Source organism: Streptomyces daqingensis (assembly GCF_014645895.1).
In the GTDB taxonomy this organism is placed as follows: domain Bacteria; phylum Actinomycetota; class Actinomycetes; order Streptomycetales; family Streptomycetaceae; genus Streptomyces; species Streptomyces daqingensis.
In genome coordinates, this window is sequence record NZ_BMMP01000012.1 from 99213 (window position 1) to 113851 (window position 14639).

A 14639-nucleotide genomic window follows, 5' to 3' on the forward strand; every position below is an offset into this window, starting at 1 on the left:
CGCCGATGACCGGGCAGCACACCGCCCGCGCCCGCGGCGTCCGCTCACCACGGCCGGACGCCCCGAGCGGCCTGCCGGGGCCGCGCACCGGCACCCTGCCGCACCGGCTGCGCGCGCCCCTCGCCCGGCGCGGTACGGCGCTGCACCCCGGCGCGTGGTGGCTGTGGGCGCTGGGCCTGGCCACCGCGGCGTCGCGCACCACCAACCCGCTGCTGCTGATGCTCCTGTGCGCGGTGGCCGGCTACGTCGTCGCCTCCCGCCGCACGAACGCCCCCTGGGCCCGCTCCTACGGTGCTTTCCTCAAGCTGGGGCTCGCGGTGCTGGCGATCCGGCTCGTCTTCGCCTTCTTCCTCGGCTCCCCCATCCCCGGCAGCGTCGTGATCGTCACCCTGCCCGAAGTGCCCCTGCCCGGCTGGGCGCAGGGGGTTCGCGTCGGCGGCAGGGTCACCGCGGAGGGCCTCGTCTTCGCGCTCTACGACGGCATGAGGCTGGCCACCCTGCTCGTCTGCGTGGGCGCTGCCAACGCCCTCGCCAATCCGGCACGGATGCTGAAGTCCCTGCCAGGGGCGCTCTACGAGGCGGGAGTGGCCGCAGTCGTCGCCATGACGTTCGCTCCGAACCTGATCGCCGACGTACAGCGGCTGCGGGCCGCCCGCCGGCTGCGGGGACGGACCGACAAGGGAGTACGGGCGCTGCTGCGGGTCGGACTGCCCGTGCTGGAAGGCGCGTTGGAGCGTTCCGTCGCGCTGGCGGCCGCGATGGACTCGCGGGGGTACGGACGCTCCGCACCCGTCTCCCCCGCTGTGCGCCGCGCCACGGCGGCACTCACGCTCGGCGGCCTGCTGGGCGTCTGCACCGGCACGTTCGCGCTGCTCACCGCCCAAGGGGGCGCCTACGGGCTGCCGTTGCTGCTGGCCGGGGCCGTCCTCGCGCTGGCCGGACTGCGGCTCGGCGGGCGGCGCAGCCTCCGTACGCGTTACCGGCCTGAGCGCTGGGGGACCCGCGCGTGGCTCGTCGCCGGTTCGGGCGCGGCGGCCGGCGCCGTACTGGTGGCGGCGGGAGACGTCTTCCCGGAGGCCCTGCAACCGCCCGCCGTGCCCCTGGCGTTGCCGCCGCTGCCGCTGTGGCCGGCGGCGGGGCTCCTGGTGGGACTGCTGCCGGCGCTGGTGGCGCCGGTCCCGGCGCCGTCCCGGCCCGCTTCTCCCGACGGACCCGCGCACGGCGGGAGTTCAACTCCCGGGAGCGTCTCCGGCCGCCCAGCCACCGCCGGCACCCCGGACGCTTCCGGCCCGCCCGTCCCGTCCGCCGAGTCCGCCGCCTCCCGACTCCGCCCGTCCGCACCCGAGGAGCCCGCCCTGTGATCCGCTTCGAGCAGGTCTCGGTCCGCTACGAGGACACCGCGGAGCCCGCGGTGGGCCCGGTCGACGCGGCGATCCCGGAAGGCGAACTCTGCCTGCTGGTCGGTGCGTCGGGCGCCGGCAAGTCCACTCTGCTCGGCACGGTCTCCGGCCTCGTACCGCACTTCACCGGCGGCACCCTCCACGGACGCGTCACCGTGGCGGGCCGCGACACCCGGACGCACAAGCCGCGCGAACTCGCCGACGTCGTCGGCACCGTCGGGCAGGACCCGATGGCCCACTTCGTCACGGACACGGTCGAGGACGAACTCGCCTACGGCATGGAGTCGCTGGGCCTGTCCCCCGGCACGATGCGCCGCCGCGTGGAGGAGACCCTCGACCTGCTGGGACTCAACGAGTTGCGCGACCGCCCCATCGCGACGCTCTCCGGAGGGCAGCAGCAGCGCGTGGCCATCGGCTCGGTACTCACCCCGCACCCGAGCGTCCTCGTCCTCGACGAACCCACTTCCGCCCTCGACCCGGCGGCGGCCGAGGAGGTCCTCGCGGTCCTGCAGCGGCTCGTGCACGACCTCGGCACCACCGTGCTCATGGCCGAGCACCGGCTGGAGCGGGTGGTGCAGTACGCGGACCGGGTGCTCCTGCTCGACGCCCCGCACGGCAGGGCAGGCGGAGCGGCGGACCCGGCGGCCGGCGGCACGGCAGGCGACAGCGCGGGCTGCCGCACTTCGGGCGGCGGCACCCGTATCGGCACGCCCGCCGAGATGATGGCCCTCTCCCCCGTGCACCCCCCGGTGGTCGCGCTCGGGCGGCTCGCGGGCTGGTCGCCGCTGCCGATGTCCGTACGGGACGCCCGCCGCCGGGCGGGACCGCTGCGGCAGGAGCTGGCCCCCCTGCCCGAGCCCGTCACACCGCCCTCCCGTGACGACCGCCCGGCCGGCCGCTCCCCGCGCACCGTCGAGACCCCCGGCGCGACAACGGGCCGTCCGGGCAACTCACTGCGCCGCTCCGGCGACGGGCTCCGCTCCCGCCTCCGCGCGGTGCTGCGCCCCGCCCCGGACCGCGCGGGCGCCGCGCACCGCTCCGGCGCGCCCCCGGCAGACGGCGGCACGGCACCGGAGTTGCTCGCCCGCGCGGCCGGGCTGACGCTGGTACGGGGCGCCGTCACCGCGCTCCACGAGGTCGACCTCACGCTGCACGCCGGAGAGGTCGCCGCCCTGATGGGACGCAACGGGGCGGGCAAGTCCACGCTGCTGGGCGCTCTCGTGGGCCTGCACGCCCCCACTTCGGGAACGGTCGCGGTCGGGGGCGGCGAGCGGCTCGCTCCCGCCGGTACAGCGCCGCGCAGGCTCCTGCGGCACGTCGGCCTCGTCCCGCAGGAGCCCCGGGACCTGCTGTACGCGGACACGGTGGCCGCCGAGTGCGCCTCCGCCGACGCCGACGCGGACGCCCCGGAGGGGACCTGCCGGAGGCTGGTGGCGGAACTGCTCCCCGGTGTGGACGGCGACGTCCACCCGCGGGACCTCTCGGAGGGGCAGCGGCTCGTGCTGGCCCTCGCCGTCGTGCTCACGGCCCGTCCGCCGCTGATCCTGCTCGACGAGCCCACCCGCGGCCTCGACTACGCGGCCAAGTCCCGTCTCGTGCGCATACTCCGCGCGCTGGCCGCCGAAGGGCACGCGGTCGTCCTCGCCACCCACGACGTGGAGCTGGCCGCCGAACTCGCCCACCGGGTCGTGATCCTCGCCCAGGGCGAGACGGTCGCCGACGGTCCGACGTCCGAAGTGGTCACCTCCTCCCCCGCGTTCGCCCCGCAGGTGGCCAAGATCCTCGCACCGCAGCGCTGGTTGACCGTGCCCCAGGTGAGGGCGGCCCTGGCGGGCACGGGGCCGCCGGACGCACCGGGCGGCCCCGACGGACCTGACAGCCCCGAAGGCCCGGACGCAGCCGACTGGTCGGACCGGGCCGACGTGCCGGGCAGCGGGGCCGGGGACGCCTCATGAACCTGCGCACCCGGGAAGCGGCACCCGCGAAACCGGCACGGCACGCCCCCCGCCCGCACGGCTCCGCACCCTCGCGCCCTGCGCCGACCCCCCGCGCCCCGCGAGCCGTCCGCCTCGGCCCCCGCTCCGTCGCGGCCCTGGTCCTCACCAGCGCCGCGGGCGTCGCCGCCTTCGGCTGGCCGCTGCTCGCCGACTCGGCGTCGGGACTCGCCCATTCACGGGACGCGCCCTGGCTGTTCGCCGCCCTGCTCCCCCTGCTGCTGGTCGTGGTCGTCGCGACGATCGCCGACACCGGCATGGACGCGAAGGCCGTCGCCATGCTCGGCGTCCTCGCCGCGGCGGGCGCGGCTCTGCGACCGCTCGGTGCGGGAACCGCGGGGCTGGAGCCGATGTTCTTCCTCATCGTGCTCTCCGGCCGCGTGCTCGGGCCGGGGTTCGGCTTCGTGCTGGGCGCCCTGTCGATGTTCGCGAGCGCCCTGCTCACGGGAGGCGCCGGACCCTGGATGCCCTTCCAGATGCTCAGCATGGGCTGGGTGGCCATGGGCGCCGGGCTCCTGCCCGGGCCCCGGCGCGTCCGCGGACGCTGGGAGCTGCTGATGCTCGCCGGGTACGGCGCCCCCGCGGCCCTGGCCTACGGGCTCGTGATGAACCTCCAGGGCTGGCCCTACATCGCGGGGCTCGGCTCCGGCATCTCCTTCGTCCCGGGCGACCCGCTGCCCGAGAACCTCGCCCGGTTCGCCACGTACGTGCTGGCCACCTCCCTCGGCTGGGACGTGCCCCGGGCGACGCTGACCGTCGTACTGATCCTCACCCTCGGCGGGCCCGTACTGCGCGCGCTCCGCCGTGCCACGCGCCGCGCCGCGTTCGAGGCGCCGGCCGGCTTCCGTCCCGCCCCGCACCCCGGCGCACCACGGCACGTGCCCCCGGACGCCTTGGGGCAGGATGGGGCGCATGAGCATCGTGAAGATCAACGTCCTGAACGTCCCGGCGGAGCAGCGGGAGGTCCTTGAGAAGCGTTTCGCGTCCCGTGCCGGAGCCGTCGAGGGCTCGGACGGCTTCGAATGGTTCGAGCTCCTCCGCCCGCTCGAAGGCACCGACGACTACCTGGTGTACACGCGGTGGCGTGACGAGGAGTCGTTCCAGGCGTGGATGGAGGGCCCGATGAAGCAGGCCCACCAGGGCGGCGAAGGCGGCTCCGAGCGTCCCAAGCCGGCTGCTTCGGGTTCGACGCTGTGGTCCTTCGAGGTCGTCCAGCAGGCCTCCCCGAAGACGGACTGACCTCGGAGGGGCGCCCCGGAGAAGCACCGATCCCGGCCGGGGCCCGGGCCGGAAGCCTGCCGCCAGGGCGACCCCGGGCCCCGCGCGACTTCCGCCGGCGGACGCCCCTGGCGGCGGGCCGACACCGGACGCGACGCCGCAGGGGCCTTCACCGGCTGAGGCCGCGCACCGCGGAACGCCGTGAGCGGGCCGGCAACGTCGTGAACGGGCCCGCGTGGCGCGTCAGTTCGCGAAGTGGAGGCGGACCGCGCCGTCCGGCAGCCGCTCCACCGCGACCCGCGTCAGATCGCCGACGTGCACCGTCGGCCCGTACGCCGCCGCACGCGCGCCCACTCCGACGACCCGCATCCCTGCAGCCAGCGCCGCGGTGATGCCCGGACGCGAGTCCTCGAAGGCCACGCACTCCTCCGGGGCGAGCCCCAGTTCGGCGGCCCCCTTCAGGAAGCCCTCCGGGTCCGGCTTGCTCACGCTCACCTGCTCCGCGGTGACGCGGACGTCCGGCATGCGCACACCGGCCGCGGCCATGCGAGCCGTCGCCAGACCCGTGTCGGCGGACGTGACCAGGGCGTGCGGCACTTGCCGCACCGCGGTCATGAACTCCACCGCGCCCCCGACCGGGACGATCCCGTCCAGCTCGCGCGTCTCCCGGGCCAGCAGGGCGCGGTTCTCCTCGTGGTTGACCTCCGCAGGGCGGCCGGGAAAGAGCTCGGCCATCGTCTGATGGCCCTGCCGCCCGTGGGCGGTGCGGAGCACGTCAGCGGGGTCGAGGCCCTTCGAGACCGCCCAGTCGCTCCATACGCGTTCGACGACGGCGTCGGAGTCGACCAGGGTGCCGTCCATGTCGAGCAGCAGGCCGCGGGCCGTGAGGGACGATCGGTGGTTCGGCATGCGGGGTGCGCTCCCTGGTCGGGTGACGTCCCGGGCGCAGCCGCGCCGCCCCTGAACCGGGGCCGGGAGCGTCGCCGGGGCCGTGCGTGATGCGGAAAGCCAAGGTGGCTCCGCCCGCCGGTCGAGGACGCCCATCCGTCAGGTATGAGCTCGGGCGGAACCACTTTGTTTCATCACGATACAAAGAGCGGGGGCGGCGCGCCAGTGGGCGGCCCGCCCGCACTTCCGTCGGCCGCGTCCGGCTCAGCCCCTCGTCTGCGACTCCAGCACCTGGCGGGTGGACGGTCCGTACTCGCCGAAGCGGTCGCCCCGCACGTTGTTGCGCCCCTGGAAACGGGCGACAGCGCGGAACACGTCCTCGGAGTAGACCCCGTCCTCCGGCTCGTCGTCGTCCAGCGCCCTGACCTGCTTGAGGCGGCGCTGCAGCTCCTCGACCTCCTCGCCCCGGTCGCCCGGCCGCAGCGTCTCCCCGCCCGGCTGCGTGGACTCCTGCGGCGGACGCGGCGGACGGTCCGGCCGCCCCTGGCCGCCGCCTTCGTCGTCGCCGTCGTCGTCCGGACTGCTGGGATCCCCTGGGTCAGTGCTGGGGGCGGGCGGGACCGCGTCGCGGCCGGTGGGGTCCTCGTTGCCGCGGTCGGCACGCGAGGGGTCGTCGCCGGTACGGGACGGAGCGGCGCTGGGCTCGGCCTCCCGCGTCTCCTTCTTGCTGCGCGACGGCGAATCGGTCGGTCCGCCGCTGGGGATCTCGGGGAGGGCGCGGTCCTCCTCGCTGAGGCTCCGGTCGTCGCCGGCGTCGTCACCGGTGAACGCCTGCGTCGTCAGCAGGCCCGCACCGAGCGCGGCGACCACACCGGCCGCCGCCATGGCCACGGCACCGCGGCGGCGCTTCGGGGCGTCGTCGTGGGCGGCCGCTCGCCGCCTCCCGCCCCGCCCCGGCGCGCGCCTGCGGCCCGAACCCGCCCGCAGCGAGACGGACGGCTCGTATGCCGCGCCCGCCTCCGGGTGGTCGCCGGGCGCGGCGGGGTCGTCCTCGTACTGGCCGTTCGGGTCGCGCGGACCGTTCGGGTCGTCGGCGGCGTTCAGGCCGTCCGGGCTCACGGCGGGCAGCTCCGCCGTCTCACCCGTACCGCACCGGGCGAACGGCTCCAGATCGGGCGTCGACCGGTCCGGGTCGCAGGGCTCCGGCAGATCCACATACGGGCGTATGTGCATCGGGTCGACGTGCTCGGCCGTGAACGGGCCCACGCAGCCGCAGGACGTCGCCCCGTCCGCCGCGAGTTCGGCCCCGCACCCCGGGCAGCATCTGTGCGCCGTCATCCCGGCCCCTCCCTGGGTCTCACCACCGCACTCCGTGCACGGCCGCTCCACCCGAATCGCCAGTGACTGTCCAGCCGTGCACCTTACGCGGGGCGAGGACACCCGGGTCAACCGGAGTCCGGAATGACACCCCAAGGGTGACGATCGTCATTCCGCGCGGCATTCCGCCGCACCACCCCAACTGACGCCGTAGCCAGGACATTCGGGAACTCCCCGAACAGCGGACCGGGCCCCCGTCGGGAAACGCGTCCCGCCGGGAGCCCGGAATCGCCACGGCTCAGGTGGCCGAAAACCGCCGTGCGACCACCACTCCACGATCGCTCAACCAGGTCACACATGCGGCTACTTCAGCAGATTTGCGGACAGGGCCGGTCAGCGCGCGCTCTTCGGCGCCTGCCAAGTGAGCGTCTCCGCCCCGCCGTCCTTCGGAGTGAAGGCGACCGCGATGGGCGAGTCGCCCTTGGGGACGAGGAAGACCGAGCACTCCGTCACCGACCCCTTGGGCTTCAGGAACCCGTCGGGCTTCGCCTTCGGGCACGGCGCGAAGGCCCGTCCGCTGAGGTCGATCAGCGTCAGATGCTGGGCGGGCCTCCCGCTGACCGCGCGCAGTTCGATCTGCTGGTTCAGCTGCGGAAGCAGCTTGTGCGCACCGTCGTTGCGGTACTCGAACGTCACGTAGTACGGGACCGACTTCTTCTGCTCGCCGCGCAGCTTGAAGCTGCTGAGGTCCGAGAGGCTTCCGCTCCGGACGCTCTTGGGAGTCGCCCGCACCTTCACCGTACGGCCGTCGGCGTCCTCGACCTCGGTCTGCCCGGCCTTCCCGAACGGCAGGACCCCGCTGGGCGGTTCGCCCTCGCCCTTCCCGGCCTTCCAGATGACGGGGGCGGTCTGCCGGCCCTCTCCGTCCGTGCCCGTGTAGGAGACGACCACGGGCTCCCGGTCCTTCGGCATCATCACGATGGAGCAGGCGGTGGCCTTGCCGCCCGGCTTCAGCTCCTCCGGACCGCTCTTGGCGCACGCCTCGGGCAGACCCGACTTCCCGGACAGCGAGGTCCCGAAGACGGTGATCCGCTTGCCCGCCTGCCCGTCCGCTCCCGCGAGCGCGAAGTCCCGCTCGGGGGACGGGCGTTCCAGCGTCTTCTCGCCCTTGTTCACGAAGGAGACGGTCAGGTAGTACGGCACCATCTTCTTCAGGTCGCCGTCGAGCCGGACGTCCTTGAGGTCCGCGGCGGACCCCCGCGCCAACTCGCTGGGGGCGGCCTCGAGAAGGTGCGACTCCTTCTTCAGGTCCGTCCACGTGATCTTCTGCTGCGCACCGTCCACCTTGATCGGACGGGCCTGAACCACATCCTTCTGCGGCGCCTCCTCCGCGGCGGGCTTCCCGCCCGACTCGCCGCCGCTACAAGCCGTCGCGAACAGTGCGATCGCACACATGCCCGCTGCTATGCCTGCAGGTCTCTTCATCGGATCAGTCCACCCCGTCGTCCTGTTGCAGTATCGAATTTCGCGTGATGCCGCTGCGCCGCAGCTCATGGCCGCCGGATCGCAGGAGCAACAGAGTAAGCGCACCGCGGCACTTCCCGGGCACGGTACGAACGAGGCGCAGCGGGAACGGCACTGCGGGGGACGACGGGACGACGGGAAGGCTCTGGGGCGGGAAGCACCGGGGGACGGGGGTCGGGGCTGGGGCCGGAAGGGCACACGGAGTCTGCCGGGACCAGGGGACGTCGTAGGGCACCGCCCCCCGTCGCGACAGCGCGACGGGCGCGGGAGCGGCACGACTCCGCGCGGCGTACCGCCCCGGCTCCCCGCCCGGGGTCAGGGCGTAGCCGCCTCGTACAGGCTGAACGCGGCCAGACCGACCATGAGAAGCGCCGCGACCTTGGTGATCAGACGCAGCGGCACGAACCGCATCAGCGTGCGCCCGCCGAGGATGCCCAGCGCGGCCACCGCCCACAGGGCGAGCACCGCACCCAGGCCCACGGAGAGCGGATCGTCGTAGCGTGCCGCGAGGTTGGCCGTCATGATCTGCGTGAGATCGCCGAACTCCGCGACCAGGATGAGCATGAAGCCGCTGGAGGCGACCTTCCAGAAGGACTGATCGGCGGGCGTCCTTACCTGCTCCTCGTCCTCGTCGTCCTTCTTCAGCCACAGCACCAGCGCCCCCGCGAGGAACAGCACGCCCACGACGGCCTGCAGAAGGCGCTGCGGCAGCAGGGTGAGGACGCTGCCCGCCGCGACGGCCAGCACGACGTGCACCACGAAAGCGGCGGCGACACCGGCGAACACGTACGAGGCGCGGTATCGGGTGCCCAGCATGAGCCCGGCGAGGGCGGTCTTGTCGGGCAGCTCGGCGAGAAAGACGACGCCGAAGACGAGGGCGGCGACGGAAAGGCTGATCACGGGAGCTCCTCGGAGCCTGTGCTGCCGTGCCGTCGCAGCGCACACCTCGGCACGACAGCGTCGACAGATGCAATACGGACGCTGCTTGCCGAAGGTCTCGCTGGTGCCGCGACCGCGCACAGCCCGTTTCCCACGGACTGACGCGAGTGCCGCACTCCGGGCGCCGGGGCGGGCCACCCGCCGGCGCGGCTGCCGTGAGGCTGCGCCGCGCGGAGAGGGAACGCCCAGTATGTCGACGGTCCGGCGAAGAGCTACTCCCCTTCTGCCGCCGCCCAGGCTAGACGACGCGCCGCTCGACTGCGATCGCGCACCGTCGATCCGGCACCCGGCGACCCGGCGACCTGGCGACCCGGCGGCCCGGCATGGGCGAGCCCGGCACCGGCCATGCGGCAGCCGTCCGCGCGGCGAGTGACAGGAGCGAGCGGGCGCGGGCGGACGAGGGAACCGCCGGGAGGACGTGGACCGCCAAGACCCCGGGGGCGAGTGCTGAAACGGGCGCACCGCCCTGTCAGCGGCCGGCACAGAGGCAGCCGGCTCCCCAGGCAGCCGGCTCGTAAGACACCGAGCTGGCACAGAAGGGGCGCATCGCAACTTAGGGGGCGCGCCGAGCTGTTGCGAGCCTGCGCACGCAACAGCCAAAAGTGCCATAGGGCTTGATGTGACGTGGACACGTCGTCAGGCTGTTACCTGGCGCCTGCCTTCCGGAAACCAGAGGTCGGCATCGTCGGACAACGAGGTGCACACCTCGAAATAGCCCCCCACACCGGAGGAGTTCGTATGCAAAAGGGCATACGCACAAAGCTCTACGCGCGTCGACGCAAGTCGGTCATAACGGCCGCTCTCGCTGCTCCCTGCGCCGGGCTGCTGCTGTTCATCGGCGCCCCCGCCCAGGCCGAGCCGCCGGCACCGCCGAGCGCTTCCGAGGCGAAGACCATGCTCGAGGGCCTCACGGAGAAGGCCGAGGGCTCGATGGACGGCTACGACCGCGAGAAGTTCCCGCACTGGAGCAACCAGGGCGACGGATGCGACACCCGCGAGGTCGTCCTCAAGCGGGACGGATCCGGCGTGGAGACGGGCGACGACTGCCGTCCGACGAGCGGCACCTGGAAGAGCCCGTACGACGGCGGCAGCTGGACGGACCCCTCCGACGTCGACATCGACCACATGGTGCCGCTCGCGGAGGCCTGGACCTCGGGCGCCAGCTCCTGGACGGACTCCGAGCGCGAGAAGCTCGCCAACGACCTGGACATCGCACAGCTGCTCGCGGTCACGGACAACGTGAACCAGTCGAAGAGCGACCGCGACCCCGCCGAGTGGATGCCGCCGGAGTCCGGCTATCACTGCACCTACGCCCGGATGTGGGTCTGGGTGAAGGACACCTACGACCTGACCGCGGACTCCGCCGAGAAGAGCGCCCTCTCGGAGGCCCTGGGCACCTGCTGACGCAGGGAGCCCCGCTCCTGTCGTAGAGCACCGCTCCAAGGACATCGGCCGTAGAGCAGTGGCCGTAGAGCACTGGTGATTGAGCAGCGGGCGTGGAGCACTGCTCCGGGTTTGCGCCGCTCCCCCAGGGGATCGGATCGCGGACCGGAGCAGTGCTCTTTTCGTGGGTCGGCGATCGCGGCGATAGACGTGGTGCTGGCGACGCGCGGCGCAGCAAGCTGGTGGAGCACTGCTCGGGCCGCAGAGCGGGCACTGGCGAGAGAGCAACGCTCTCGGCACGGACAGCGCGAATGCTGCAGAGCGGCGCGCACATCCGAGAGCGCCGCTCCCCCGAACTCACCGCACACACTCCAGAGCACCGCTCTCATCCAGCACCCCCAGTCAAAACCAAGAGCATCGCTCTCGTCGGCTGCCGACCCCCAGCCCCGCCCCGATCGAGGCCGACACCCCACGGCCAAAAGTCACGAAAAAGTACAGAGGAACGTTCCCGGCGCAGGAAACTCGCCGATCTCCTCGGTCGTTCCGTAGCGTTGCGAGCGACGGAGGGAGAACTTCCATGGTCAGGCTCCGCCTGGGACCGCTGCTGCGCTACCTCGACGAGGACACGGCGACGATCTGGATCGAGACCGACGGCCCGTGCGAGGCGGAGGTCGTCTGCGAGGACGGCAGTGCGGGCGGCAGCGCCCGCACCTGGCAGATCTCGGGCCATCACTACGCCCTGATCACCGTCGTGGGTCTCGAACCGGGCACCGTCACGGCCTACCGCGTGCTCCTCGACGGCGCCGAGGTCTGGCCCGAACCCGGCTCGTCCCTCCCGCCGAGCACTATCCGCACGCCATCGCCGGGCACCGGCGCCCTCGACGTCGCCTTCGGTTCCTGCCGCTGGGCGGCGCGCCCCTCCGCGAGTTCGCACGATGCTGCCGGCCCCGACGCTCTCGACGCCCTCGCGCAGCGCGCCCTCGCGGGCGGCGAACGTCCGGACGTCCTGCTACTGCTGGGCGACCAGGTCTACGCGGACGAGACCTCGGAACGCGTGCGGGCCGGCCTCGCCGAGCGGCGCGACCTGTCGGAGCCCCCGTGGGAGCAGGTGGCCGACTTCTCCGAGTACACGCTGCTGTACGACGAGTCCTGGCTCGACCCGGAGGTGCGCTGGCTGCTCTCCACGGTGCCGAGCTGCATGATCTTCGACGATCACGACGTGATCGACGACTGGAACACCAGCGACTCCTGGCGCCGCGAGATGCGGGAGACCGGATGGTGGCGCGAGCGCATAGTGAGCGGGCTCGCCTCGTACTGGGTGTACCAGCACCTGGGCAACCTCTCGCCGGGTGAGCTGGCGGAGGACCCGGTCTTCACCGCGGTGCGGGAGGCCGAGGACGGCACGGCAGTGCTGCGCGAGTTCGCAGCCCGCGCGGACCTGTATCCCGAGAGCGTCCGCTGGAGCTACCGACGGGACCTGGGCCGGGTCCGCATGATCATGCTCGACACCCGGGCCGGGCGCGTCCTCGACGAGCAGAAGCGCGCGATGCTCGACGAGCGGGAGATGGCGTGGCTGCGCGAGCAGATGCTGACGGCGCTGGACGGCGGCGCCCCCGGGCACGATGCGGCCCACGACGCGGGGCGCGGCACCGGGCCCCACCCCCGGGGCGGCACCGCCAGCCATGCGTCAGGCGGCGGTCGGGCGTACGACCACCTGCTGATCGGCACGTCGCTGCCCTGGCTGCTGCCTCCGGCGATCCACGACGCCGAAGCGTGGAACGCGGCCCTGTGCCGTGGGTCCCGCGGTCCGCGCTGGGCGCGGTTGGGTGAACGGCTGCGCCGTGAGGCGGACTTGGAGCACTGGGCCGCCTTCCCGAACTCCTTCGACGCCCTGACGGAGCTGCTCCACGAGGTCGCCTCCGCACGCGGGGCGCCGGCGACGCTGAGCGTCCTCTCCGGGGACGTGCACCACGCCTACACGAGCGAGCCCCGCTTCGCGGGCACCGTCAACTCGCGTGTCCTGCAGCTGACTTGCTCCCCCATGCACAACAGCATTCCCGCGGTGATGCGCTGGGGCTTCCGCTTCGGCTGGAGCCGGGCCGGACGCTGGCTCGGCCGTGCGCTGGCGCGGCACGGACGTGCCGGGCGCCCGCCCGTCAAGTGGCGGCGCACGGGTGGCCCCTGGTTCGGGAACCAGCTCATGACGCTGCGGCTGAGGGGCCGTTCCGCCGAACTCTCCCTGGAGCAGGCGCGCGCCGTGCCGGAAGGCGCCGACAGCCCCGGCGGGGTGCCCGGTGAGGGCCGCGGCAGCAGTTCGCGGCTGGACTGCGTGTACCGCACGCCACTCGCCGGTACCCCCGAGGACGATCCGCGGGGCATGTGACTGCTGAGACAGAGCCGAGATCGTTCCCGCACGCCCCGGTCACCACACCGGTGCCGCTCACGCGTACTCTGTCCCGACGCAGTTGAACGCTCGGGGGACGGACGCGAAGGGGACGAACGGGGGAGACAGTGCTGGAAATCCTGGGGTCCGTGACCGGATCCCCATGGATATACGGGGTGATCGCAGTATCCGTCCTGCTGGACGTCTTCGTTCCAGTGCTGCCCAGCGGGGTGCTGGTCGTCGCGGCGGCCACCGCCGTTGCCGGGACCACCGCCGCAGATGCCGCCGACCTCCCGAGTCATGCACGCCGTGCCGCTGAGAGCCCGCATCTCCCCGAGATCGTGGCCCTCGTGCTGTGCGCCGCGACCGCGTCCGTGGTGGGGGACCTCGTGGCGTACCGCCTGGCCCGGCGGAACGGAGGGCGCTTCGGCCGGGTGCTCTCCCGCTCCCCCCATCTCCGGGCGGCCCAGGAGAAGTTGGGACACGCCCTGGCGGGCGGCGGAGGCGCGCTGGTCGTACTGGCCCGGTTCGCCCCGGCGGGACGTTCGGTGGTGAGCCTCACCGCGGGCGCCGCTCACCGGCGCGCGAAGGACTTCGTGCCCTGGTCCGCTCTGGCAGGGCTGACCTGGGCCGCGTACAGCGTGAGCCTGGGGTACTTCGGGGGCCGCTGGCTGGGAGCCTCGTGGCTGGGGACGGCCGTGTCGGTGCTGGCGCTGTTCGCGGCGGGCACCCTGGCCGCGTACGTGCTGCGCCGCAGGCCCCGCTGCGACGCCGCACAGCCGGAAGCAAGCGGTGAACCCGGGGCGGAGGACGGGGAGTTCGAGACCGTGCAGCCGGTGTGAGACCCGGCGTCCCGGAGTCGGCCGCGTCCGCGCCCCCGGACGCCATGCCCTCCGTGCGGCTCCCCCTCTCCCCTCTACGGCCCGGGGTACGGCTTCCCGGTGACCCGCCCGGCCCGGTCGTTGACGGCACCACGGGAAAACCACGTGCCCCCGCGCCTCCCCAGCGACGACGATGAGCCGCATGAGTTCACCATCGGACCCGCTGGGCCCTTCCTGGACGACCCGCGCCGAACGCCCTGAGGACACCGCGGCAGTGCGGCGCATCACTCTCGCGGCCTTCGAGACCCCGGACGAAGCCGATCTCGTCGACGCGCTCCGCGAGGACCCCGGCGCCTGGCTCCCGCACCTGTCGCACCTGGCCCTCTCCGGCGAGGAGGCCGTCGGCACCGCGCTGCTGACCCGGTGCCGCATCGGTGACTCCCCCGCTCTCGCCCTCGCGCCCTGCGCCGTCCTGCCGGAGCATCAGGGGCGGGGCGCGGGCAGTGCGGCCATCCGCTCCGCCCTGGACGCGGCACGAGCAGCGGGCGAACGCGCCGTCGTGGTCCTCGGACACCCGGCGTACTATCCGCGCTTCGGCTTCTCCCCCTGCTCCGGATTCGGCATCGTGCCCCCGCACGGGCAGGAGTGGCCCGATGACGCGTTCCTGGCGCTCTCCCTCGACGGGGGCGAACTGCCGCGCGGCACGGTCCACTACGCGCCGGCGTTCGGGCTCTGACCGCCCCGGCCGCTCGGGGCACGTCGACTCGCTCTG

Annotated in this window: 12 protein-coding genes; 8 read left to right on the forward strand and 4 right to left on the reverse strand. The window is 73.5% G+C overall.

Annotated features, from left to right (window positions below; all coding sequences use genetic code 11):
- The first annotated feature begins 5 nt into the window (after positions 1–5).
- Genes IEY56_RS18610 through IEY56_RS18625 form a run of 4 tightly spaced genes read left to right on the forward strand, consistent with a single transcriptional unit; the run spans position 6 to position 4633 of the window.
- On the forward strand, positions 6–1361 hold the full coding sequence (locus tag IEY56_RS18610) for an energy-coupling factor transporter transmembrane component T (protein WP_189038364.1): 1356 nt from the start codon (positions 6–8) through the stop codon (positions 1359–1361).
- Positions 1358–3355, forward strand: coding sequence for an ABC transporter ATP-binding protein (locus tag IEY56_RS18615; RefSeq protein ID WP_189038365.1), 1998 nt, complete (start codon positions 1358–1360; stop codon positions 3353–3355). Before IEY56_RS18610 ends, IEY56_RS18615 begins: the two co-directional genes overlap by 4 nt.
- On the forward strand, positions 3352–4365 hold the full coding sequence (locus tag IEY56_RS18620; protein ID WP_189038366.1) for an ECF transporter S component: 1014 nt from the start codon (positions 3352–3354) through the stop codon (positions 4363–4365). Before IEY56_RS18615 ends, IEY56_RS18620 begins: the two co-directional genes overlap by 4 nt.
- Complete coding sequence (locus tag IEY56_RS18625; RefSeq protein WP_189038367.1) at positions 4307–4633, forward strand: antibiotic biosynthesis monooxygenase family protein; 327 nt, start codon at positions 4307–4309, stop codon at positions 4631–4633. The genes IEY56_RS18620 and IEY56_RS18625 overlap by 59 nt, the downstream gene beginning before the upstream one ends.
- Before the next feature lie 222 nt (positions 4634–4855).
- Here IEY56_RS18625 and IEY56_RS18630 read toward each other — a convergent pair whose 3' ends face one another.
- From IEY56_RS18630 to IEY56_RS18645, 4 genes are all read right to left on the reverse strand, one after another.
- Positions 4856–5521: an HAD-IA family hydrolase gene (locus IEY56_RS18630; protein WP_189038368.1), complete on the reverse strand. Its 666-nt coding sequence runs from the start codon at positions 5519–5521 to the stop codon at positions 4856–4858.
- A 243-nt stretch (positions 5522–5764) separates the two neighbouring features.
- Entirely contained in the window at positions 5765–6838 is a 1074-nt protein-coding gene (locus IEY56_RS18635) for a peptidoglycan-binding protein (protein ID WP_189038369.1), read from the reverse strand.
- Positions 6839–7210: 372 nt separating this feature from the next.
- The gene (locus tag IEY56_RS18640) at positions 7211–8302 is read right to left on the reverse strand and encodes a hypothetical protein (protein ID WP_189038370.1); all 1092 of its coding nucleotides are present in this window, start codon (positions 8300–8302) and stop codon (positions 7211–7213) included.
- 354 nt (positions 8303–8656) lie between these two features.
- On the reverse strand, positions 8657–9241 hold the full coding sequence (locus IEY56_RS18645; protein WP_189038371.1) for a TMEM165/GDT1 family protein: 585 nt from the start codon (positions 9239–9241) through the stop codon (positions 8657–8659).
- Positions 9242–10018: 777 nt separating this feature from the next.
- Here IEY56_RS18645 and IEY56_RS18650 point away from each other — a divergent pair.
- The 4 genes from IEY56_RS18650 (at position 10019) to IEY56_RS18665 (ending at position 14603) form a co-directional block, all read left to right on the forward strand.
- Positions 10019–10684 carry an HNH endonuclease family protein gene (locus IEY56_RS18650; RefSeq protein ID WP_189038372.1) on the forward strand — a complete coding sequence of 222 codons (666 nt, stop codon included), beginning with the start codon at positions 10019–10021 and terminating at the stop codon, positions 10682–10684.
- Positions 10685–11240: 556 nt separating this feature from the next.
- Entirely contained in the window at positions 11241–13046 is a 1806-nt protein-coding gene (locus IEY56_RS18655) for an alkaline phosphatase D family protein (RefSeq protein ID WP_189038373.1), read from the forward strand.
- 128 nt (positions 13047–13174) lie between these two features.
- Positions 13175–13888, forward strand: a complete 714-nt coding sequence (locus IEY56_RS18660) for a DedA family protein (protein ID WP_189038374.1) — start codon at positions 13175–13177, stop codon at positions 13886–13888.
- Between the two features lie 181 nt (positions 13889–14069).
- The gene (locus IEY56_RS18665) at positions 14070–14603 is read left to right on the forward strand and encodes a GNAT family N-acetyltransferase (RefSeq protein ID WP_189038375.1); all 534 of its coding nucleotides are present in this window, start codon (positions 14070–14072) and stop codon (positions 14601–14603) included.
- Positions 14604–14639 lie beyond the last annotated feature (36 nt).